Origin of the sequence: Bacillus sp. Xin1 (genome assembly GCF_013314535.1) — a bacterium.
In the GTDB taxonomy this organism is placed as follows: domain Bacteria; phylum Bacillota; class Bacilli; order Bacillales; family Bacillaceae_G; genus Bacillus_A.
This window is the reverse complement of sequence record NZ_JABUAE010000011.1, coordinates 65,169-87,520: the sequence shown is the minus strand read 5'-3', so window position 1 is coordinate 87,520 and position 22,352 is coordinate 65,169. Positions and strand designations below refer to the sequence as shown.

Annotated in this window: 17 protein-coding genes, 5 pseudogenes and 1 riboswitch; of the genes and pseudogenes, 5 read left to right on the top strand and 17 right to left on the bottom strand. The window is 35.0% G+C overall.

What is annotated here, in order from left to right:
• Nucleotides 1-124: 124 nt before the first annotated feature.
• Nucleotides 125-1,189, top strand: a complete 1,065-nt coding sequence (locus tag HRG09_RS12705) for a spore coat kinase CotI (protein ID WP_174101135.1) — start codon at nt 125-127, stop codon at nt 1,187-1,189.
• 243 nt (nt 1,190-1,432) lie between these two features.
• On the opposite strand, the gene HRG09_RS12700 is transcribed toward HRG09_RS12705, so the two are convergent.
• Both HRG09_RS12700 and HRG09_RS12695 read right to left on the bottom strand, forming a co-directional pair.
• Nucleotides 1,433-2,635 (bottom strand): M20 family metallopeptidase, encoded by a 1,203-nt coding sequence (locus HRG09_RS12700; RefSeq protein WP_174101134.1) that lies wholly within the window; start codon nt 2,633-2,635, stop codon nt 1,433-1,435.
• A 93-nt stretch (nt 2,636-2,728) separates the two neighbouring features.
• Nucleotides 2,729-2,833, bottom strand: a riboswitch (SAM riboswitch).
• Nucleotides 2,834-2,919: 86 nt separating this feature from the next.
• Entirely contained in the window at nt 2,920-5,229 is a 2,310-nt protein-coding gene (locus HRG09_RS12695; RefSeq protein ID WP_174101133.1) for an AAA domain-containing protein, read from the bottom strand.
• A gap of 114 nt (nt 5,230-5,343) precedes the next feature.
• On the opposite strand from HRG09_RS12695, the gene HRG09_RS12690 reads away from it, so the two are divergent.
• Entirely contained in the window at nt 5,344-5,736 is a 393-nt protein-coding gene (locus HRG09_RS12690) for a VOC family protein (protein WP_174101132.1), read from the top strand.
• A gap of 427 nt (nt 5,737-6,163) precedes the next feature.
• Here the strand turns inward: HRG09_RS12690 and HRG09_RS12685 are convergent, their stop codons facing one another.
• The 13 genes and pseudogenes from HRG09_RS12685 to HRG09_RS12630 form a co-directional block, all read right to left on the bottom strand.
• Complete coding sequence (locus tag HRG09_RS12685) at nt 6,164-6,622, bottom strand: DinB family protein (RefSeq protein WP_174101131.1); 459 nt, start codon at nt 6,620-6,622, stop codon at nt 6,164-6,166.
• A gap of 385 nt (nt 6,623-7,007) precedes the next feature.
• Complete coding sequence (locus HRG09_RS12680) at nt 7,008-7,166, bottom strand: hypothetical protein (RefSeq protein WP_174101130.1); 159 nt, start codon at nt 7,164-7,166, stop codon at nt 7,008-7,010.
• Nucleotides 7,167-7,456: 290 nt separating this feature from the next.
• On the bottom strand, nt 7,457-8,956 hold the full coding sequence (locus HRG09_RS12675) for a sodium:solute symporter family protein (RefSeq protein WP_174101129.1): 1,500 nt from the start codon (nt 8,954-8,956) through the stop codon (nt 7,457-7,459).
• Entirely contained in the window at nt 8,953-9,153 is a 201-nt protein-coding gene (locus HRG09_RS12670) for a DUF3311 domain-containing protein (protein ID WP_174101128.1), read from the bottom strand. Before HRG09_RS12670 ends, HRG09_RS12675 begins: the two co-directional genes overlap by 4 nt.
• A 12-nt stretch (nt 9,154-9,165) precedes the next feature.
• Nucleotides 9,166-10,338, bottom strand: a complete 1,173-nt coding sequence (locus HRG09_RS12665; RefSeq protein ID WP_174101191.1) for a M20 family metallopeptidase — start codon at nt 10,336-10,338, stop codon at nt 9,166-9,168.
• Nucleotides 10,339-10,566: 228 nt separating this feature from the next.
• Nucleotides 10,567-11,865 carry a helix-turn-helix domain-containing protein gene (locus tag HRG09_RS12660; RefSeq protein WP_174101190.1) on the bottom strand — a complete coding sequence of 433 codons (1,299 nt, stop codon included), beginning with the start codon at nt 11,863-11,865 and terminating at the stop codon, nt 10,567-10,569.
• Between the two features lie 156 nt (nt 11,866-12,021).
• Nucleotides 12,022-12,480 (bottom strand): annotated as a pseudogene (locus HRG09_RS12655) (Rpn family recombination-promoting nuclease/putative transposase); the annotation flags it as partial.
• Nucleotides 12,481-12,592: 112 nt separating this feature from the next.
• A complete protein-coding gene (locus tag HRG09_RS12650; RefSeq protein WP_174101127.1) occupies nt 12,593-13,483 on the bottom strand; it encodes an Rpn family recombination-promoting nuclease/putative transposase in 891 nt (296 codons plus the stop codon).
• Between the two features lie 314 nt (nt 13,484-13,797).
• A pseudogene (locus tag HRG09_RS12645) lies at nt 13,798-14,781 on the bottom strand (glycoside hydrolase family 1 protein); the annotation flags it as partial.
• Between the two features lie 555 nt (nt 14,782-15,336).
• Nucleotides 15,337-16,104, bottom strand: a complete 768-nt coding sequence (locus tag HRG09_RS12640; RefSeq protein ID WP_174101126.1) for a MerR family transcriptional regulator — start codon at nt 16,102-16,104, stop codon at nt 15,337-15,339.
• On the bottom strand, nt 16,079-17,005 hold the full coding sequence (locus HRG09_RS12635) for a DUF2268 domain-containing putative Zn-dependent protease (RefSeq protein ID WP_174101125.1): 927 nt from the start codon (nt 17,003-17,005) through the stop codon (nt 16,079-16,081). The genes HRG09_RS12640 and HRG09_RS12635 overlap by 26 nt, the downstream gene beginning before the upstream one ends.
• A 366-nt stretch (nt 17,006-17,371) precedes the next feature.
• Nucleotides 17,372-17,497, bottom strand: a complete 126-nt coding sequence (locus tag HRG09_RS29385) for a hypothetical protein (protein WP_262386267.1) — start codon at nt 17,495-17,497, stop codon at nt 17,372-17,374.
• A gap of 228 nt (nt 17,498-17,725) precedes the next feature.
• Nucleotides 17,726-18,284, bottom strand: a pseudogene (locus tag HRG09_RS12630) (replication-relaxation family protein).
• Between the two features lie 367 nt (nt 18,285-18,651).
• Here HRG09_RS12630 and HRG09_RS28910 point away from each other — a divergent pair.
• The 3 genes and pseudogenes from HRG09_RS28910 to HRG09_RS12620 form a co-directional block, all read left to right on the top strand.
• Nucleotides 18,652-18,867, top strand: a pseudogene (locus HRG09_RS28910) (tyrosine-type recombinase/integrase); the annotation flags it as partial.
• Between the two features lie 145 nt (nt 18,868-19,012).
• Complete coding sequence (locus HRG09_RS12625) at nt 19,013-20,104, top strand: AbiJ-related protein (RefSeq protein ID WP_174101124.1); 1,092 nt, start codon at nt 19,013-19,015, stop codon at nt 20,102-20,104.
• Nucleotides 20,105-20,371: 267 nt separating this feature from the next.
• A pseudogene (locus HRG09_RS12620) lies at nt 20,372-20,920 on the top strand (transposase); the annotation flags it as partial.
• A 31-nt stretch (nt 20,921-20,951) separates the two neighbouring features.
• Here the strand turns inward: HRG09_RS12620 and HRG09_RS29665 are convergent.
• Together HRG09_RS29665 and cuyA are read right to left on the bottom strand one after the other, a co-directional pair.
• On the bottom strand, nt 20,952-21,125 hold the full coding sequence (locus tag HRG09_RS29665; RefSeq protein ID WP_375335757.1) for an IS3 family transposase: 174 nt from the start codon (nt 21,123-21,125) through the stop codon (nt 20,952-20,954).
• A gap of 40 nt (nt 21,126-21,165) precedes the next feature.
• On the bottom strand, nt 21,166-22,161 hold the full coding sequence (gene cuyA / locus HRG09_RS12610) for a D-cysteate sulfo-lyase (RefSeq protein WP_174101122.1): 996 nt from the start codon (nt 22,159-22,161) through the stop codon (nt 21,166-21,168).
• Nucleotides 22,162-22,352 lie beyond the last annotated feature (191 nt).

Sequence of the window (22,352 nt, the reverse complement as noted above, 5' to 3'; positions counted from 1 at the left end):
TCGAGCACCCTTTTCCAAATACCAAACACAAAATAGGTAAAAGCTCTACTTTTTATCCTTAAAGGCGAATGGCTAGAACAACCAATTGTCTTGTACCATAAAGTAATAAGAGAATGTATAAAGGATGGTGACATATGTGGAAAAACACACAGAAGAAACAGAATATATATTATCGCCTGAAGAGGAGAGCAAATTACTAACGTTAGCTGAAACAATGATTCAAGATTGGGATATTACTGTAAATGCCATTGAATTAATACAGGGGGGACAACTTGCATTAGTATGGAAAATTCATACACCAGATGGACCTATGTGCTTAAAAAGAATTCATCGCCCAGAAAAGAAAGCGTTATTTTCTATTCATGCACAAGATTATCTTGCAAAAAAAGGAATGCGTGTTCCAAGTATTATTCCTAACAAAAATAATCAGTTATACACAAAACATGGTCCATTTTTATTTGTCGGATACGAATGGATTGAGGGAAGACCTTTCGAACTTACTATGCAAGAAGACCTTGAAATGATTATGAAGGGGTTAGCTGACTTTCATCTTGCGTCTATTGGTTATAAGCCGCCACCAGGAGTGCCTATTTTCACAAAACTTGGACGCTGGCCAAACCATTATATTAAGAGATATCAACAAATGGATATTTGGAAAAACTTAGCTGCAAGTACTAAGGATGATCCATTTTCACAATTGTACTTAGCTGAAATTGACCCTTTTATTCTAGAAGCAAAACAAACACTTCAGCGACTATTAGATTCTGAATATACAGCCTGGACAAATCAATTACAAACAAATCCTAACCTGTGCCATCAAGATTACGGTACAGGAAATTCTCTCCTTGATCCAAACAATCAAATTTGGGTAATTGATTTAGATACCGTTTCTTTTGATCTTCCAATTCGTGATTTGCGTAAAATGATTATCCCTTTATTGGATACAACGGGGGTTTGGAATGAGGATCAATTTAATATTATGATTAACGCTTACGAATCAATTTCCCCTCTAACAGCTGAACAAAAAAAGATCATGTTTATCGATATGCTATTTCCATATGAACTTTACGATGTAATTCGTGAAAGATATGTTAGAAAATCCCCTCTTCTTCCTAATGAACTTGCCGAAGCCATGGAATATGAGAGAATAAAATCTAAAGCTTTAAATACTTTAATTGAGAAATTTTAAAATCTAATACTAGTATTTAGTCATCCTATTTTTCACAGATTATAACTGTATCCAAGCACCTACTCTTTCTATTAATAAACTTCTTTATAAGCGATAATTTATTATCTTTACTCTGACATCTAATTATATTTGTCAAATAAGAGGATGAAGTGAAACTAAAAATAAGGAGCCTACTAAATAAACAGCAGGCTCCTTTCACTATCATTTTTTCAATACCAAGGTCTAACCAATTATATTTCTACATCAATGATTTCGCTGCGCCTCTTTAAATTCTTCCTTAATTTGAGCAAGCGTTCCTTCTTCAGTAATTAATCTGTATGCTGCATATGCTAATGCTTTTGCGGATGTAATTAATGCTTTGTCTCCAAGTTCTGAACGAGCTGCTTCTCTAAATTCATTCGTATGAGCAATTAAATCATCTGGACCAATTTTGATATAAGGGTGAATCGTTGGTACGACTTGACTCACATTCCCTGCATCTGTTGAACCGATTCCAAGTCTCTCTTTACGACTTACATCTTCACCGAGGTTTTCTAATTCCTCAGCAATCACTTCATTAAATGTTTTTGTCACTAATAATTCATCAATTTCATTTTGGAACTGATTGATTTTTACTGTTGTTCCTGTAGCCAGCGCTGCACCTTGCGCAATGTTTCGTACTTTTTCTGTCACTTCAGCACATCTAATGCGTGTTGCTGCGCGAATGAAAAAGCGAGCTGCTGCGTAATCAGGAATAATATTCGGTGCCTTTCCACCTTCAGTAATGACACCATGAATTTTCACATCTGCTGGAAGTTGTTGGCGAAGTGCATTAATCCCATTGTAAAGCTGAATAATCGCATCTAAGGCATTAATTCCTTCCTCTGGTGACGCTGCCGCATGTGCAGCCTTTCCATAAAAATGAAAATCAAGTGGATCAACCGCAAGTGACGGACTTGTCGTTGCTGTCTTTCCGCTTGGGTGAATCATAAGAGCTGCATCGATACCGTTAAACAACCCTGCTTTCACATAACTTGCTTTTGCACTTCCATTTGGACCACCTTCTTCTGCTGGTGTTCCAAATACGACGATTTCACCGCCAATTTCTTCAATTGTTTCTGATAATGCAATGGCTGCCGCAACACTTATTGTGCCAATTAAATTATGACCACAAGCATGACCTAATCCAGGCAAAGCATCATACTCCGCTAAAAAGGCAATTGTAGGTCCTTGTTTCCCTGAGCTTTTCCGTGCGATAAAACCTGTTTCATGTCCTGCTATATTGTGTTGCAGTTGAAAACCTGCACTTCCTAGTAATAAGCTTAATGTTCTTGATGCAAAAAATTCTTGATTACCAATTTCAGGGTTCGCATGAATATCATGACTTGTTTTTACATACTTCTCTTTATTTCTTTCTATGCTTTCAGTAATGATATTTCGGTGTGACGTTACTTGTTTTGTTGTCATTTTCCTATTCCTCCTTTAAATTTACATATAAAAAAGCCTCTCTCTAAAAGATAGAAAGAGGCTTTAAAAAATACAGATTCAAAAATGCCTTCTTTCTTATCTTTCAAGTCTTTCACTTGCTGGAATTGGCACAGTATTCATAGTGAATCCGCTGCCGAGGTTTCATAGGGCCAGTCCCTCTACCTCTCTTGATAAGAAAATTGTTTTTATTTTCATAAAATTATATTAAATTATTTTCATTCTAATTTTATTCCAACTAAATGTCAAGGAATTCCGATCCGATTTTACTGAATATCTAAAAATCCTTTTAAAACGCCAATTGTTTCAGGCGCTTGTAATCTTGCACATATATAAGGGAATTCTGGACTTCCTTCAAACATCATTTGCGCTGTTAACGGAGCACCTACCCAAAAGATTTCATCATCAATACATACAAATGGGAGTGATTTATTTTGCCTTTGTACTCTCACATTTTTTAATGGAATGGGTCCATCGCTATATATTGTGACTTGCGCCTCTGTCCGCATTAATGCCTGCCATACTCTTTTATCTACTTGTCTTGTACTTGGAAGCGACATAATAATTTTTTGTTTTGCTGATAGAATATCTTTTAATAATACTTTCGTCTCTTCCAAATTCATTTGCATAAACCAGCGCAGGCGTTTTGTAATTTTTCTTTCTAACAATGGACGTGATGCCCTGCGATCATATACATTTCCGTGTCTTTCTATATGAGAAGTTAAATTAGATAACGCTTGCTTTCTCGAAAGATTTTTCCGCATGTACTGGCAATCCGATAACTGAATAAATTTCCCTCTCGCCCTCGTTACCGCAACGTTGACAAGACGATGGTTTTTATGATCAAAGAATAATACACCAGGTCTTTCTTGCGGATAACTATCTACTGTATCAAATATCATCATATCTCGTTCGGACCCTTGAAATTTATGCACTGTCGCTGCGAGAACAGGTGCATTTCGATACTTTGTTTTTTGCAATATTTCTCTTATACATGTTGATAAGAAACGGGACTGCGCGCGATATGGCGTAACAACTCCAATCGATTGAACACCGTCTAACAATCCGATTAAAATCATCTGCATCGCAAGTAATCCAGACATCATATTAAAACGCGAACCAGAAGCTGCATCTTTTAAAGAATAAGCTCCCATCAAACTTGTATCAAATAGAGCAATCGCTTCATTTGCAAATGGCTGTAATTTCGCTAATTCTTGCCTTGCTGAAACAGAAGAATGATCGAACACTCTATTTTTATAAATAAATGAATTTGTAAACTTAGATATATCCGCATGCATACGTCTTTGTTCTTGTAGCATAAATAAATTCGGATGCGCTTCATAACTATTTACCGATTGCACAATCCCCGCATGATAAAACATATCTTCCCCTAACCACTTTCTAACAAGTTCATGATTCGCCATCGCAATTGGAGGCAACTGTAAAAAGTCACCACAAACGACAATTCTTTTACCAAGAGAAGCAGCTAATGCGATTTGTGGCACATATGCCATACTTACTTCATCCACAACAATTAAATCAAATGTCCGTTCATAAACAAGAGAATCAATCGCGCATTTGGATAGCGTTGCACCAATTACCTGTGCATTTTCAATATATTCTCTTTCTACTTCTTTAATCTTCGCTCTTTGCTTTCTGAGATCGCCTTCAATTTCTTGCATACGTTTCTTATCAGAAGCAGTCGCCTTATAAGATAAGATTTTTTGTCGAAGATCTTGACGCATTTCTTCTAAATAAAGCTTCTCTTCTCCCCATGAACCATTCGTCGTTTCCACTAATCTAGAAGCTAGCAATGTATCATGATTACGTATATGTTCATGTTGACTAAATCCATACCGAACAATTTCTCCTGGCGTCCACTTTTCTTTCTTTTCGATTTGCTTTGTCACTTCACTCATTAATACATCAACCGCAGCATTACTATGCGCGAGTACAAGTACTGACTTTCCTTTTTGATAATGCGCCGAAATAATACGTGATAAATTATATGACTTCCCCGTTCCGGGTGGTCCCCAAACATATGTCGTCGCATTATAAAAAGAACGATATGCAAGTTCATTCTTCGGGTTTTTCACCTTTTCAATATGCTTTGGCGTACTCTTTCCATCTAAAAGACGTTTTACCCGCTGACGCTTTTGCTTATCTTTTCGTATTTCTTTCAACCGTTCTTGTAATTGCTCTAACAACTGCCATGGTTCACTATATAAAATTGCTTCTCTTATTTCGCCTTGTATATAATCATTTAATTTCAATTCGATTTCTAATCCATGTACAGAAAGTACTTCTCCGGTTGCTTCCTCACCATCAAATTCAATTCGAATGGGTGTACCATCTGGTAAGCTCACTTCCGAAATAAGCTGAAATACATAAACCGTACTCTCATAATCTGTATATAAAAAACGACCATTTATAATAGATAATTTGCTGCCGCCTATCGTTTTCCAATGTTTAATTTCATATGCTAAAGCTTGATGCCACTCTTTCATTGTTTCCGTTAATGAAGGAGTTTGCGAAGTTGTGTTCATATCATAATCTCCTTCCTTCTCTCCAAACATACTTTCTCACTATATCATAGAACGCGAGAAAATAAGCAAGATTTATATCTTGCTTATTTTCTTAATTTTCAATATTATGATACATATCAAATTTATGGAAAGAAGGAATTGATCATGCCAGTTAGAAGAATCGAACATGTTGGGCTCATGGTTGCAAACTTAGAAACATCTATTTCATTTTACGAAAAAGTTGTTGGACTAAAGCTTATTAAACGTATGGGACATCCAAATCCAAACTTAAAGCTTGCTTTTTTAGGTGTAGAAGAATCACAAGAAACAATTCTTGAATTAATTGAAGGCTATAACCCTTCTCTTCCGGCTGAAGGAAAAGTACATCATATTTGCTTTAAAGTAGATTCATTAGAAGATGAAATTGAAAGGCTGAAAAAATTAGGGGTCACTTTTTTATTAAGTGAAGAAATTGAAACACTACCTGATGGAACGCGTTACATGTTCTTCTCTGGTCCTGATGGAGAATGGATCGAGTTTTTTGAGACGGAGAGATAAGGTGTGGCTTTCATCAGTGGGGTATTCATTCCCCGTTTATTCATTTATAGAGGTGAACTGATACGATGACTCAAACATACATTCAACTAGGAAATATACACTGTCTCTTATTACAACCCCATGCTCATCAAGCTAAGCTTATATAAGTTTAATTTCATGTGAGATTTTTTCTTTTTTCTAAAGATCTAGTGTAAGTTCTTTAAAGATTTGCATACCAAATAAACCCTATTGGGTTTCAATTTTTGGATTACGCTACATGATTGTGAGACATAGAAAAATTATTTTATTTACCAAACTCAAATATCAAATTAAAGCGTATATAAATTTCAAAATTTATAAAGCCATTTAAATTTCAATCACCTACTGCAATAGGTGACCTTTTTCTTTTACTAAAAAAAGCCTGTACACTGTACAGGCTTTCTCTTCGTTACTTTTCTACTTCTATAATACGTTTCATCGCCTTCATTTGACCAATATGATCAGCTTCATGGTACAACATCATACCGTAAAGCTCACCTACCGTTTCCAATCCTAAGAATGGCTCTGAAAGCTTCTTTTCAAATGCTTCTGCTGGAATTCCATTAATACGCTGTGCTTGTTCTTGTAATTGTGAAATTAACACTTCTAATGAAGGTCCTTCTGTTCCCCATTCAGATGGTCTTGTGCCATATCCAAACAAACCTGGATATTCACTTGGCAAATGCTTAAACTCTTTTCCAAACATAAAAGTCTCTGCTGCAGTTAACACGTGACCAATATGCCAACGAATTGTATTGTTGAAGCCCTCCGGCTGCTTATCGGCAGTTTTATCATCCAATGTCTCCATAAATTTAACTAATGCCCCACGTGTTAATTCAAATTGTTTTAAACCTATTGTTCTATTCACTCTATCGTTTCCCTCCTTATGTACAGTTTATTTAAATTTACCACAAACAATCACGAAATACATTTAATATGCTTAACGAATTCCAACTCCCAAATACGATAAGACAATCTTGAACTTCTACTATCTCTTCAATTTTTAAAACCTTGAACTACTCATCACTTATCACCCCTTCTATATGTACAAGCTGTTTGAAACCAAACTTTTAGTTTATGCCAACTGCAATTCATCTCTCACTTCAAAAGGTGACGATCGTTGCCCAATAAAAATGGAAGATGAATTACAAATTTCAGTAAAGTGCTTCATCCATGCTAATTAGAAATTATTTTTTCATTAAACAAATACCACACTTTACCCTCTCACAGTCATTACGACACATTGTATCTAACTAATACATATCCTTTAGTTGTTTTCTCGAGCAAAACATAACATCTAAAAGAATGTTCTTTTGTTTCCGTACCTTTAGTAACTGCTCAAAGTCTGTTGCTAGTTGATGCAAGATAAATACATCAAATACATTACCCTTTTCCTCTTTCATTTGAATCACATACAAAAATCCTAATGTTTATGTAGTGCTCTTCTTATATGCCCCACTAAAAGCCTCTCATATGGCAATAGGAGTTCACTTTTGTAACATAACCCCTTTGTCTGTCTTCACTACACGAATATTCCCAAAAGCCCCTTCCTTCATCATACCTTTTACTTCACTTCTCAGTAGCACTTGTATTTATGAACATAAAAAAAGATTCCCCCAGATTACTGAAGGAGATCTTCTTTTGTATTCATATAATCAGTGTTCGTGTAGTCATGTTGGATTAGCTGTTAGAGTCTTTTGCATCAGACCTTACTCTCTATTACTGTTGTTTCCAAAACATCGGTGTCCTGATTAGCATAAGCAATATTTCTTGTCATCAAACTGACAATCACTAAGACTACAATATTAACAATTAGAGCGATAATTCCTTGATTCAAGTCTTTGATTACTTGAGGAAGATAAGGAAACATTTGGCCAATTTTTATGTTCCCTAAATCCATTATAGAGACTAATAGTCCCCCTGTTATAATACCGGCAAATGCTCCTTGTTTAGTCACAAAGTTCTTTCTCATCAAACTGGCGAAAAATGCGGGAGCAAGTTGTGTGATAAAATTATAAGCGATTAAAGCGAGACTAAAGAGAGTGCTTCCACCCTTAAAGGTCAAATAAATCCCTACAAGAGAAATAAAGGGAACCAAGTATTTTACTAGTTTTGCAATCTGACTTTCTGTTGCAGATGGAGTGAATACTTGATATATATTTTTAGCAAGTAATGTTGATATTGCCATTAACAGCAAAGAACTTGGTACTAAAGCGGCTAACACGCCGGCTCCACCGATTAACCCGACAAACCATGGATCAAAAGCTTGTTTAGAAAGCTGTAACAAAATAAGATCGATATCGCTCCCTTTTAACCCTGGTGTCTGTAAAATAGCTGCAAATCCGACGAAAAAGGTAAACAATAGAATCAATTGGTACATTGGCATTAAGATTGCATTTTTTCGTAAAGCTTTTTCGCTAGAGGCAGCAAAAATGGGAGAAAACCCATGTGGCCACATATAAAACCCAATAGAACTTAATATCACGGTCGATATATACCACGATATGCTCATTCCTTGTTCAGGGAGTATAGTAAAGTTCGGCTTTACATTTTCAATGGCCTCATACATAGGTTGAAAACCGCCATAATAATGAATAGGAAAATAAACTCCTAAAAATACGACAATCCCAAGAATCAAAATATCTTTCAAAATAGATGTCTGGGCAGATCCGTGAATACCGGAAACCATCACAAAAATAGTTACTCCAATTGCTCCAAACCAAATGGCAGTTGTAGAAGAGATGACCCCATAGGATGTTGCAGAAACAATATATCCTAGCCCCTTCAACTGCAGAACTAAATAGCAAGTACAAGCTATAACACCTATAACCGCAACAAGTACACCAAGATAAGGGCTTTTATATTTTTTTACAAAAAAATCCGATTGGGAAACTAATTGGTGTTTCTTTGCATACCTCCAAATAGCAGGGAATGTCCAGTAGGAGATTACTGTAGCCAGACAGCCATATGTTACGATACTAAAGATTGAACCTCCCTCCCCGTAAGCCGAACCACTTGCACCCAAAAAGGTAAAAGTAGTATACATTTCACCTGCGGACAAGAGGAAAATCAATAGAGCCCCCATTCCCCGTCCTCCAACCGACCATTGTTCTAAGTTCATTTCTTGTCCCTTTTTAGCCCGAATACCAATCAAAACAGGAATGACGAAAAAAAATAGGATGAATAGCACGGCAATATTCATCTTGAATCTCCCTTCTGATTAGCAGGATCTAGTATATATATAATCCCCAAAATACCTGTGGTTAGAAATGACCAGAGTACAATCCAAAAGTGGAAAAATGGCATTCCCAGAACATAGGGAGTTACCTTATTTGTAAACAAAGCACCTAAAATAAATCCAAAAAACGGAATGGCTCCAAGCCAATATATGGTTTTCATGCTTTTATCCCCCTAATATGCTCGGTTTAACATTTTAAAAGTACCATGAACAAATAGCTTCACTCCATATTGCAAAGCCTGTTCATCGAAAGTGAATTGGGGATGATGGTGAGGATAGATAATACCTGTTTCTTCATTACGAGCTCCTATAAAAATAAAAGATGACGGAGCTACTTTTTGATAGGCAGAAAAGTCTTCACTCCCCATAATTGGTTTTAAAATCTCTCGACTTTTTTCACTAAATACTTCACATACCGTTTCATCTATCAAACGTGTTACTTCTTCATCATTTATGGTTGGAGCATAGCCGAACTGATAATCTAATTCATAATTAGCTCCATGCGCTTCTGTAATTCCTTTTACGATACGTTCGATAAAAGTTGGGACTTTTTCCCTTAGTTCCGGATTAAAGCTTCTAACTGATCCTCCAATGCTTATCCTACTTGGAATAACGTTAATTGCACTTCCAGCATTGAACTGAGTCACTGAAATCACAAGAGTTTCCTGAGCATCTCGATACCTTGAAACAATGTGCTGGAGATTTGTTACAATCTGAGTTCCAATTACAATTGGGTCAATGGTTAGCTCGGGCTGTGATGCGTGTCCCCCTTTACCAAACACGGTAATTTTAAAAGTGTCCGCTCCAGCCATCATTGGACCGAAACTCAATCCAATTTTCCCCAAAGGAAGCATCGACGAGAGATGGGTTCCAATAATCATATCTACTCCATCAAGCACACCGGCTTGCACTATCTCTTGGGCACCACCGGGTGGTAGTTCCTCAGCATGTTGAAACAAGAAACGTACCTCTCCTTTAATTTGATCCTTTAACTGTGAAAGAATCTTTGCCGCACCAAGTAGCATCGCCGTATGCCCGTCATGTCCGCAAGCATGCATCACGCCTGGAGTCTGTGACACAAAGTCAAAATCATTCTCTTCTACAATTGGAAGCGCATCCATATCTGCCCGGAGTGCAATAACCTTCCCAGGTTGCTGACCAATCAAACGAGCCATAACACTTGTTTTTGTCGGACGTGAAATTTCTAACTCACCAAAAGTCTGTAGCGTTTCATAAACAAATTGTGCTGTATTTTCTTCTTGAAAAGATAGCTCGGGATACTTATGTAAATGTCTTCTCCATCTAATCACTTCGTCTTTGGTATCCTCAGTTAAATTACGAATCATTGTTAATTGAGACACTTATTTCAACTCCTTTTTAATCGACTTACATAACCAATTTTATTTTCGGATTATTTAAGGAAAAAATTCCTTAAATGAAGTATATCGGTTCCATTGATTAATTTCAATATTTTTAGAAAATTAAAATAAAATCACTTTATCATCTCTAATTCTTTTTTCCATTCGCACACTAATATAAATTGCAAAATAAATAAGCATCCCAATAATGGATGCTTATAACAATTGATAAATTTTACTTGGTCTTCCACGAGTGGCATAGGTCTCTTGGCCGATGCATTGTGCCAAATCAACTTCGCACATATCTGTAATAATGCGTCGTACATTACGTTCTGTCATCTCAAGATGTGCCGCTAGTTCCTTTGTTGTGAAATAATCCCATTTCATTTTATGTATCAGGGCCGATATTTTTTTATACGTTTTCACACTGATATTCCCTTTTTTTAACTTTTCAAAAAGGACTTCATTTTGGGTACGACTGGTGAATTTCAATTCTTTTTTTTCGCCTGGTGATTCAACAATTTTGCCATCATCTTGAACAATTACAATTCCGCGCTTCTTCATTCCCTTAGAATGTTGAATTGCACGGAAAGCATTAATTTCTGCCGAATACGCAGTCTCACCAAAACCAATTCCAACGGCAACAGTAGTATCAGCTTCAAACGCTAATTTTTGAATGGTTTCTTTCAGTGAAAATATCTCTCGTTCAATTGCGCCGCGAGAACTAAAAATCATATATCTACCGTTTCCTTTATCTGAAAAAGAACCGTTAATTGTTTCACCAAGTTGAATCAATATTTCTTTCAACCGGAGTTCTAAGTATTGTAAATGATAAGGAGTTTTCATTTCCTCTGCCACTTTGTTAAAATACTCAACTTCAATGATTTCGACACCAATTTGTGTGTCTTTAAAATAGGAGGTCTTTACTTTTTCAGAAAGAATTCGAAGCGTTTGCTGTATTTCCATATTACTCATCGACATCCAGTAAGATGGTATTCCCTGTTCCTTTAAAGCTTCACATACTGATGGAAAACAAGTTAGAGCACCTGCTGTTTTTCCTTCTTTCCATAAATTTACATGAAAATCCAATAATTCATTCGTATCAACATCCAACTCAAATACTTTCGTATAAATCTGTGGGTTCTTTATATTTAACTGTGATAAAGCTTCTTCACTAATATTATTTAATGTCATAGTATCGATACTTAGTTGCTCAATAATTTTTCCTTGTTCATAGATCATTTCTAAGAGAGATTTATAAAAGACAGATTCTGCAGCAGAAACATAAACCATTATTTTATCTGTATCTATATTTTTTTTAGCAATTTCATAGGGAAGTGGACCAGAAAAAAGCCATGCATGTACATGAGAAGTATGTTCTTTTACAATTTTCTCTATCTCTTCAGTTCTTTCATAGCTATAAGGGATAAATTCCAACTCATGTTTGTATTCTTCTGCCATATCTAAAATCTTTTCTATAGAAATTTTCAGGCCGACTAATCCGATTTTATACATACTGTATTCAACTTCCTTTATCATATATAATATTCTCATTACTACTTGTAAAATATTTTAACTAGATTGAGTCTCGTTAGCTAATTATCTAATTATTCTGTTGTTTTTCAATACAATTATTATATCTAATTTAGATTTAATTTGTATTAGCGTGCATTATAATAATATCTTTCCAATTTCTTCTGTACTTAGACCAGTGAATTTCACAATATCTTCTATCAGCATTCCATTCTTATGCATAGCATGAATTAATTGTGCTTTCCCTTTTTCTATACCTTTTTCCAGGCCTTCTTTTAAACCTTTTTCTAAACCTTCTTCACGAGCATGCGCTAATTTAGCTTGTTCATCTAGAAGTAACTTCTCACGCGCTTCATAAGCTGTTCTGAAAGTAGAGTCATGACTCATATTTCCCCATTTATTCATTGCTTTTTGTAACATTGAATCTTGATTCATTGCAATCTCCTCCAATGTTTGAGCTAATTGTTCGTCTTCATGTACTGACAATAATAACATCCAGCGCACAAACGCATTTTTCCACGGATTCACTTTTTCTTCATGCCATTGTCTCACAAGTTTTGATATTTCTACAAAATGTATTTCAATGTCATTATTTAAGGTTTATCGTGTTTTCGTATTTGTCCGATAGTGTGCAAGGGTTTTTGCTTCATAACCAAAGAACCGCTTCTGAATAATTACAAGAGCGGTTCTTTAGTCATAGCTGCATGCGTTATAATAATATCTTTCGGATTTCTTCTATGCTTAAATCTGTGAATTTCGCAATGTCTTCTAACGGCATTCCATTCTTATGCATGCCACGAATTAATTGGGCTTTCCCTTTTTCTAGACCTTTTTCCAGACCTTCTTCTAAACCTTCTTCACGAGCATGCGCTAATTTAGCTTGTTCATCTAGAAGTAACTTCTCGCGTGCTTCATAAGCTGTTCGAAAAGTAGAGTCATGACTCATATTTTCCCATTTATTCATTGCTTTTTGTAAAATTGGATCTTGATTCATTGCAATCTCCTCCAATGTTTGAGTTAATTGTTCATCTTCATGTGCTGGTAATAATAACATCCAGCGTACAAATGTATTTTCCCATGGATTCACTTTTTCTTCACGCCATTGTTTCACAAGTTTTGGAATCTCTACAAAATGAATTTCAATGTCATTACTTAAGATTTGTTGTGCCTTCGTATTCCATAACTGTCCGATTGTATGAAAGGATTCATCATTAGAAAACAGTATGAAATCTAATAAATTAATGGTAATTGTTTTACGAAGTGAGCGATAGGGCATTCCCTCTTGCATTTGAGACGTATATAATTTAGACCAATAATATAAAGAACGCTTGACCATATCATGGGTATTTCGAAGCTGAATTTCTATATTCACTTGCGTTCCGTTTTCTAATGTTGCTAATAAATCTAAAATGGATAATTTATCGTCTTCATAAGCCTTATGAAGATGCGGGTCTTCCAATTGTAGAGATACAATTGGTTCATCTAAAGATTCTTCTAATATGGCATTTAAGAAACCGATTAAAATTTCTTCATTCCCTTTCGTACCAAACAACTGCTTAAAAGCAAAATCAATACGTAAGTTCACTAATTTAGTGGACATGGATTTCCTCTCTCTATCTATATCATTTTCTTAATCTCATTGTACATAAAAAATGGTAGAACATGCAAACAAGCTCTTATGCAATCTCACACAAAGTCGTGTCGTTTTGAGAAAAGTTAAACCGTTCGCAAAAATGGCGAACCGAAATATCTTAACAAAGAAGCAAAGTTTGTTTTTTATATTCAGATCACTTATCATCACCAAAATCACTAAAAAAGTATATATTCAAAATAATGTAAATAAAAAAGAGCTACCTCAGTAGCTCTCAACAAAAGTATTTCCTTTGTAAAAAGAAACTTAATAGTAATAAGTTTTTATAGCTTCTCCCCATTGGTTGCAATTACATCTTTATACCAGAAAAAGGACTTCTTCTTTTTCCGTTCTAATGTTCCGCTGCCATCGTCATGTTTATCAACATAAATGAAACCGTAACGTTTGGAGAACTCGCCTGTTGACATACTTACCATATCAATACAGCCCCAGCTTGTATAACCTATTAATTCAACACCATCTTCAATGGCTTCACCCATTGCCTTAACGTGTTCACGAAGATAGTCAATTCGATAGTCATCGTTGATTGTGCCATCTTCTTCTATTTTGTCATAGGCTCCTAACCCATTTTCTACAACAAATAGTGGTTTTTGATAGCGATCATATAATTTGTTTAAACTGATTCGTAATCCTACAGGATCGATTTCCCAGCCCCAGTCGCTTGCTTTTAAGAACGGATTTCTTATACCGCCAATAATATTCCCTTGCGTTGCTTCCGCATCTGTCTTCACTTTCTTCTCAGTGCGGGACATGTAATAACTAAAGCCAATATCATCAACAGTTCCTTCCTTTATTAATTCTAAGTCACCATCTTGAATCCCCAATTTGATATTGTGTTCTTTCAAGTATCTCTTAATGAAAGCTGGATACTCACCCCATACTTGTACATCTGCACAATAGTAGTTGAAAAGCTGTTCTTCCTGAAGAGCATACATTACATTTTCTGGATTGGAATCAAAGGAATATACAGGTGCAAAGAGAATCATACAACCAATTTGGGAGTTAGGAATGATCTCATGGCATGCTTTGACCGCAATGGAGCTTGCGACAAATTGGTGATGATATGCCTGGAAGGTAGGCTCATATTTATCTTCTTCTTTTTGAATTGAAAAACCAAGACCTTGAATGGGCATCACCAAGCTGCTATTGATTTCATTAAAAGTCATCCAAAACTTTACTTTATTTTTATAACGATTGAAAATAGCTTTTACATATCTTTCAAAGAAAGTTACTACTTGGCGGTTTCTCTTAGTTACTAAGCTATTCCCGTAGTTCCTACAGTTCGTGTTTGTTATACAAAAATACCAGTTTCTGTTCTTGGCGACCCCACCGTATTTTAGTGATTGTGACGGTCTTACCATACCAACGTCAAGGCTTGGTTTTCGCGCATTAGGTATAAGGCAAGTTGATTGAAGATCTTACAATACGAATCTTTCTCGTATCAATCTCTTATCTTCAGTTTTCAAAGAACAATCTGTATACATATCATTTCCGATAGCGCAATGAGGGATTTCAATCACTTTGGCTGACGCCAACCGAAAATCCATCTCACCTTATCGTTGAGCTACATCCTTCACACGATTGAAGTGAGGTAATTCTTTTCGGAAACCTAGTTCAAATAAAAGATCACCTAATGACAACCTACTTTTAGTATCTCTAAAAAACATCAGGTTAATTTTGAAAGACCAAGTGTGCAGTGACAATAAAGTTGTTTAAAAGCAAATAAAGTTATTTAAAAAGATGGTGTAAAATTTCAATTAACACCATCTTTTATTTATATGTTGTATTATAAAAGTATGAAATTAATTCTTCTGTTTATTGGTATAATGTATAATAGCGTTATATAAAAATTCAGCTAAGTCTTTATTACTAAATTGATTTATATAATTTTTGAAGCGATTATCAAATTTATACGTTTTTGCAATACATGTCAACATTTCAGAGTCACATACAATAGATTGTTCGAGATAACTTTTCCACTCTACAATTAATTGCTGTACTTCATCGGAAGTAGGTGATTGATTAATATAGGAAGCGATTTTTCTAAATACTCTTTCCATTTTTTGTTCGAATTCATGAAATAAGTTCGTTTTTTCACTAGGAGAGAGTTTTTTCAGTTTCCCCTCAAATTCTTTGTATTTTTCTGTTTCTCCATAGATGAATTTCGCCTCATGAGCATGTTGTTCTTGTAATGGTAAAATGGATGAATTATTAAAAATATTTAAATTGTAGATATCCTTTCCTGATACATACTCATCCACCGCAGTAATAACTGTTTCTAAACGTTGTTTTTTTAACAATAAAGTTTGTTTATGCTTCTTTAATAATTGTTGCTGTTCTTCTCTCGTAAGTTTCAAAACATCCGCAATTTCCTTTAGCGAAAATTCCATTTCCTTAAACAATAGAATCGTTTGAAGTTTTGCTAAACTGTTCCTATCATAGAGTCGATAACCATTTTCTGTTAAGTAAATTGGCTTTAATAAATTTATTTTATCATAATATTGTAAGGTTCTTTTTGTTATGCCTGTAATTTGGACAATATCTTTAACCGTTAATAATTGTTTCTTCATCCCAAAATCCTTTTATTTCATCTAATATTAGATTGGCAGGAGTTATTGTAGCTTCAAAGATGTTTTTTCCTGTTTTCTCCAAATAGTATTTAATTAAATAGTATCCACAAGCATAACCAGCAGCATAAGGCATATTGACTGGCATATAGTTTTGAAGTTTTGCTAATTCATCACCATAAAGATACGGTGCAATTTTATCAAATCCTGTTAATTGTAATTGTTTCTTGAGCACAGGTTTAATATGTCTATTAAGCATTTCTATAGTTGTTTTCGATACCCAAGGACCGAGTAGATCTTCCCCAAAAATAGAAGTAGCAAAGTTTTCTGCTAACCCTTCACTAACAATTAATTCACCTAAAGTAACAGTATGGTCCCATTGAATAAATTGATATCGAACATTATGATTACATTCATGTGCTAAAGCAGCTTTCATTCGAGGTATTGTGTATTCACTTGGCACAAGTGTACACAAAATATAGCCAGGGATACCTCCATCACCACTATATCCTTCATTTAACATTAATGCAGGGCTATTTGGATCCCCTAATAGAATCGTGAATAAGTAATCGGATACACGAGGGTTCACATCATGCTCTCTAAATAAATGAAGGCTTTTCCTAACAGCTTCTTTACACTCAGACCAAAAAGAATCAGACGAAATCAATTCTAATTCTGGTGTAATCTCATTTGTAATCTGATTTGGAGAAATGCTCATTATATTATTCAATGTAATAACATCAAAACCATTTGGCTCCTCAGCCTTAAAAGGAACATGTTGAATTTCCCATTTCCCCATAAACGGAGCCAACATTTCTTGTCTGTATAACTCAACCTTTTCCTCTTTTGGAGCTTGTAAAATTTTTCGATATATTTTATCTGAGCGTAATGATTTTATATTCATTTCTTTCACTCCTTATTTAATATAGTGAAAATTATGCACTATGACGTAGCGTTATAGTCAAGGGAATTAACTAAAAATATAGCGAGAAGATGGGATTAGGTGTTTTTTGAAATATTAATAGGACACTTTCATTTGTAATTACCTTAGCTTAGTTTGGATGTTGAACGTATTTCTCCAAAGCTGAATTTCAAACAACTCTATTGTTATTCATCTGTGGGTTATTAAAAAAGTGTATAGGATTAATCAACTCTAATTGAGCACCATTCGAAAAGTCGAACGGTGTTATACATATTTGTAGACATTAAATTAAATAACTTTATTGTTATTCATCACAAAGGGACAGATCTACTGTCCCTTATTGTTTACTTATTTTGATTTTTTTTGGGCTCTTAATGCTATTTTTTCAAGTCCATTTTCTCCAGCAAATTCTACATCTGCTTTTGGTAGAGCGTTGTTATTATTCTTAACTTGATTTTTATTATTTTTAGTCATATTTTCACCACCCTTTTAGTTTAATTTAGTTATTCCTTCAAGGATGCCAAATTATAAATACACTATGTATAAGCGAAGTAGTGTTTTTTCGTTATTAGCACCCTTGATTTTAGTTTGCTTTCTTTTTTGTAGGCTATGCTATTTGATTTTCTTCTTTAACTATACTGTCCAATAGCTAATAAGCAAAAGAAAAACCCTGCATTTTCGCTACAGAATTTTGATTAAACTTTATTTTGAACTTACCTTTATTTTATTTATAAGCTCATTTATTGAATTAGCTTGAAAGATGCGTAGATTAGAAGAATAAATCTCATAATATTTATCAGTTATCATGAGGATGGAAGGGAAAAACTTTGAGTTTTTAGGTTGCCATGATTCCCTTTGCCATTCTAAACTTGTATAGCAACATTCATATCTATTGATTTTCTGTTGCATTACCGACTTACTATATAATGATTTTTGCACTTCTATAAAAAACGGAGATTTACGCCATATTGTAAATACATCAGGTTCCATGAATTTTTTTCCATACCTCGGTTCCACATCGAAAATTTGGGGCTGCTCATACTGAACCCGTTGTATATATATCAACGATTCCAAGGAAATGAGGAATCTTTTGACTGTTTTTTCGAATTGCACTTGGTTGAGAGAAATATACATATGATTGCTACGATACTTTTGCATCTACGTGACCATCCCTTCTTAATCGCTTCATAACTGTATTGCAACATATCACAGCATTTTTTAATCCACTAAAATGTAAATCGATAATGTCATCACGGGACATAGTAAATCACTCAAAACCGCCTTATCTCTATTCCTCATCTTCTAACACTCCAAATACAGGTTGTTGTTCTTCTGTAGGATTTTGTAACTTTATATCCTCTTTTGGTAAACGAAAAGGACGTTTTTCCCCAGCGGATTGAGCGTCCTTTTTGCGCTTACATAGCCGTATTCCTATTTATTCTTTTCTAACAATTCGGTAGCTTTCGCCAAACGCTCCTTAAATTTTATTAGTTTCGGATTAACGTCTTGTCTTGGAGAAGTTTCTGTTAACTTACCGAATACTTTAATCGCTCGTTGTAATACTCTCACTTCATCGGCATACTATTTTCGCTTACGATAAATAACGGCTAAACGATCATATGGAAAATTACCTTCAAATACAGGAAGCAGGCAACTTTGCTAGAGTTGACGCAATTGGAACGCATACGCTGCTTAAAACCAGTGGTTACTGTTTTTATAAACGTACGAAAGACGCAGTAATGCTTCAGGATATACTGAACCACAGTACACCGCAGATCAAATTAACATACATCGGCATCATTAAGGAAGAAAAAGGTAACGTATTAAATACATTCTATTTGTAATGTGATAAACTGTATGCAGGTTTTTATTTATGGTACCGTTGAACATCTAAGAAATATGGTAGGTCAAATCCCTACTACACTAATGGTTTATAGAAGTTTATATATTACAGGTCTTGGAGTTAAAGACTTTGAAAGAGGGATGGTAATGAATAACTCAGTTTCAATATTAACACGTAGAAACCTACTAGATGCCCTTCTAAGATTAGGTGATTTTACTGGTAGATTTGAGTTAATTAATTTTCTAGAACTAATATGGCCATTAGACGACATGCCTTCAACAGACAGCCGTTTTAGCTCTGCTAGAAGGGACATATGGCAACATATGGTCAATAATTCTGATTGGGATGAAAACTTCCTCTATTGGGATTATTTAGATATCAATAATAGTAGCGATGATGTTCTGTTTACATTCTTGGAACAAATTGTACACCCTGCGGTTAGAGAAAATAGACAAGATCAGCAAACTTATGTGGAAGTTATCAATGCTCATCTTGATGGTGATGGATTTCAATTACAAGTTATAGGAGAAATGTCTGGCTATCCCCTTTACAAAGTATTAAGAATCAGAGGAGGAGTACAGGGAGATGTTAAAAATCTAATTTTTGCTACAGATGGACCTAAACCTGAGATAGTAATCACTGACTCTGTAAACAACGATATACAGATTACGAGGAATCGTGAGTATTGCTTAGTCTATGATCGCCCAATATCTTCAAATGGTTTGCTTTGGCGAGAGCTAATACAATGGTGGAGGGAAACACAAGGATTCACAGGTACAGATATAGAGGTAGGAAGACACTTATATCAACGCTTACTAAATTCGTTGTCATCACCCGCTGAAATAGTATTCTTTAGAACATATTTTGAAAAAATGCTCCCAGTATTACATGACAACCTCCCTGCATTAGTACCACAAGTTTATCTCCATTATGATCCGTACACTCTAAGAGAGCTCAATGGAGAAAGACGATTGCCAAGGCAAAGGATGGATTTCTTGCTGCTTCTACATAATCGAGAGCGGGTCGTAATAGAGATCGATGGTAAACATCATTATGCTGATGGAGATAGGGCTGATGTAAATAAGTATGCTGATATGGTTTCTGCAGACCGTGAACTCAAACTACGAGGATATGAGGTCTTTCGTTTTGGTGGAGTCGAGTTAATGACACATCAAGCTGTTAACACCTGTGAGGACTTTTTTCAAAGTTTGCTAACTAAGTATCAAATAATTGATTAAAGCACCCTATGCATCCTTTTCATTTAAGTAAGCAATCCTTTAGAGCACATAGACACTTCGAATGTCAATAATTCAGATTATATCGCCTACGTTGTCAATTGACGTGGGTATTTTGTTTGTATATGTATCATACTGTATGAATGATTAATAGGGATGGAAGATTCGGTAAAAGAGAGAAGCACAAGTTCAAAATTTCTCTTTATAGTGGGTATGACTATGATTTTATATAGTCATGATCACATGGTAAATATCCAAGGTGGAAAAGCTTACTGTAAAGAATTGATTACCATTATTGAAAACAAACCACAAATCGCTCATCTACCAGCCGTAAAGGAAAAATTGGACGTGTTAAAAGAAGCTGTAGAAGATACGCAAGAACATCTAAATTATTCAACAGATACCGATGCACGAGTAGGACATAAAACAGCAGACAGTTCTTTCTTTGGTTATAAAACACATTTAGCAATTAGTAATGAACGTATTATTACAGCAGCAGTCGTTACAACAGGTGAAAAATCAGATGGACATTATCTACAAGAACTGATTGAAAAAAGTAAAGTAACAGGAATGGAAGTTGAAACAGTCATCACTGACACGGCTTATTCAGGGAAAAACAATTTACTTTATACAAAAGAACAAAGCATTCAACTGATTTCTAAATTAAATCCAATGATTACTCAAAATGGACGAGCAAACGGAAAAGGATTTGACTTTAATAAAGGTGCAGGTTTATTTGGCATGCAAATTCAGGGCGCAACGACGATATTCGCTGTCAATCTAAAAAGAATCTTGAAGCTTCTGAATGAAAAAGGGTAATAAATAGACAAAAAAATAGGGCGTTTTCTGTTCAAAATTGAACAAAAAGCGCCTTATTTTTCTCTATAATGAATTTATTTATAAAAAACGCAAGTTTTTCAGTGGCTTCGTATTGTACCGGGCTCATTCCTTTTAACTTCACTTTAATTCTTTTGTTATTATAATAAAAGAAAGTACACCTCCAATTGTTATTTGTGTCTAACAATCGGGGTGCACATCAATTTTGGTGCTGATTTTCTTATATATTAGGAAAATAAAGATGTATTCGCATATAAAGCTGGTGAACCACCTGAATGTACAAATAAAATGTTATCTTCTTTCTTAAATGTACCTTTTCTGATTAAGTCGATTAATCCCGCTACTGCTTTTCCTGTATAGACTGGATCTAGTAAAATCCCTTCTGTTTTTGCTAATAGCTGAACAGCTTCTACCATTTCAGATGTTGGTAATGCATAACCTGGCCCAACATATTCATCAAAACATGTCACTGCCTCACGAGGAATAAAGTTTGGAATCCCAACGTGTGCTGACGTTTCTTGCACAAGCTTACATACTTTTTCTTCTTGTTCATCTTTTCCGCGGCTCACATTGATTCCGATTACCGGTATCCCCGTTTGATTTCCATAAAATCCAGTAATCAAACCAGCATGCATGCCTCCGCTACCACTTACACAAACAACTGCACTAAAATCAATTCCTTGCTCAAACGATTGAGCCATAATTTCCTCTGCACAAGCAATGTATCCCATTGCGCCAGTAGGATTAGATCCTCCAACTGGAATCACGTATGGTGTATGTCCTTTTTTAGCTACTTCTTCTGCTACTTTGTGCATCTCTTCCATAAGGTCTGCTCCGTTTGGCACAACAATAACGTTCTCAGCACCTAATAAATGATATAAGAAGTAATTCCCATTAAAATCTCGTTTTTCTTCCGGTTCAAGCCCTTCTTCTAATACAAGAATACATTTCATTTTCTCTTTTACCGTAGCCGCTAATGTTAAACGACAATGATTTGACTGAATACCACCAGCAGTAATTAACGTATCTGCTCCTTTTGCTTGTGCATCTGCTACAAGAAATTCTAATTTTCTCGTTTTATTTCCACCCGCCGTTAAGCCAAGTAAATCATCTCTTTTAAAATAAATAGAAGGCCCGCCAAGCACTTCAGAAAAATGATTTAATTTTTCAATTGGCGTATATGATTCTGTATATTTCTTTCTCGGGAATTTTGCTAAGTTCATACTCATTCTCCTTCTGGATCCTCTATTGAAATTTCATACATGTAATTATTGTATCCTAACTCTGTTTGCTGTTCAAAACTGTTACACTTTCAATTAAAGAAACTTTATGTAGTAAAAACAACTTCAATGTTTTTTCTGAACAGATTATTTTTAGGAAACATTTCTCAGTATACTTGATTTATTATAGTAAA

Bases quoted from the DNA above. Each gene is read 5' to 3' on its own strand.
- HRG09_RS12705 (WP_174101135.1), top strand. From the start codon at position 125: ATGGTGACATATGTGGAAAAACACACAGAAGAAACAGAATATATATTA.
- HRG09_RS12700 (WP_174101134.1), bottom strand. From the start codon at position 2,635: ATGACAACAAAACAAGTAACGTCACACCGAAATATCATTACTGAAAGC.
- HRG09_RS12695 (WP_174101133.1), bottom strand. From the start codon at position 5,229: ATGTTTGGAGAGAAGGAAGGAGATTATGATATGAACACAACTTCGCAA.
- HRG09_RS12690 (WP_174101132.1), top strand. From the start codon at position 5,344: ATGCCAGTTAGAAGAATCGAACATGTTGGGCTCATGGTTGCAAACTTA.
- HRG09_RS12675 (WP_174101129.1), bottom strand. From the start codon at position 8,956: ATGAATATTGCCGTGCTATTCATCCTATTTTTTTTCGTCATTCCTGTT.
- HRG09_RS12670 (WP_174101128.1), bottom strand. From the start codon at position 9,153: ATGAAAACCATATATTGGCTTGGAGCCATTCCGTTTTTTGGATTTATT.
- HRG09_RS12665 (WP_174101191.1), bottom strand. From the start codon at position 10,338: ATGATTCGTAATTTAACTGAGGATACCAAAGACGAAGTGATTAGATGG.
- HRG09_RS12660 (WP_174101190.1), bottom strand. From the start codon at position 11,865: ATGTATAAAATCGGATTAGTCGGCCTGAAAATTTCTATAGAAAAGATT.
- HRG09_RS12650 (WP_174101127.1), bottom strand. From the start codon at position 13,483: ATGTCCACTAAATTAGTGAACTTACGTATTGATTTTGCTTTTAAGCAG.
- HRG09_RS12640 (WP_174101126.1), bottom strand. From the start codon at position 16,104: ATGAAGAAACAATTATTAACGGTTAAAGATATTGTCCAAATTACAGGC.
- HRG09_RS12635 (WP_174101125.1), bottom strand. From the start codon at position 17,005: ATGAATATAAAATCATTACGCTCAGATAAAATATATCGAAAAATTTTA.
- HRG09_RS29385 (WP_262386267.1), bottom strand. From the start codon at position 17,497: ATGACTAAAAATAATAAAAATCAAGTTAAGAATAATAACAACGCTCTA.
- HRG09_RS12625 (WP_174101124.1), top strand. From the start codon at position 19,013: ATGAATAACTCAGTTTCAATATTAACACGTAGAAACCTACTAGATGCC.
- cuyA (WP_174101122.1), bottom strand. From the start codon at position 22,161: ATGAACTTAGCAAAATTCCCGAGAAAGAAATATACAGAATCATATACG.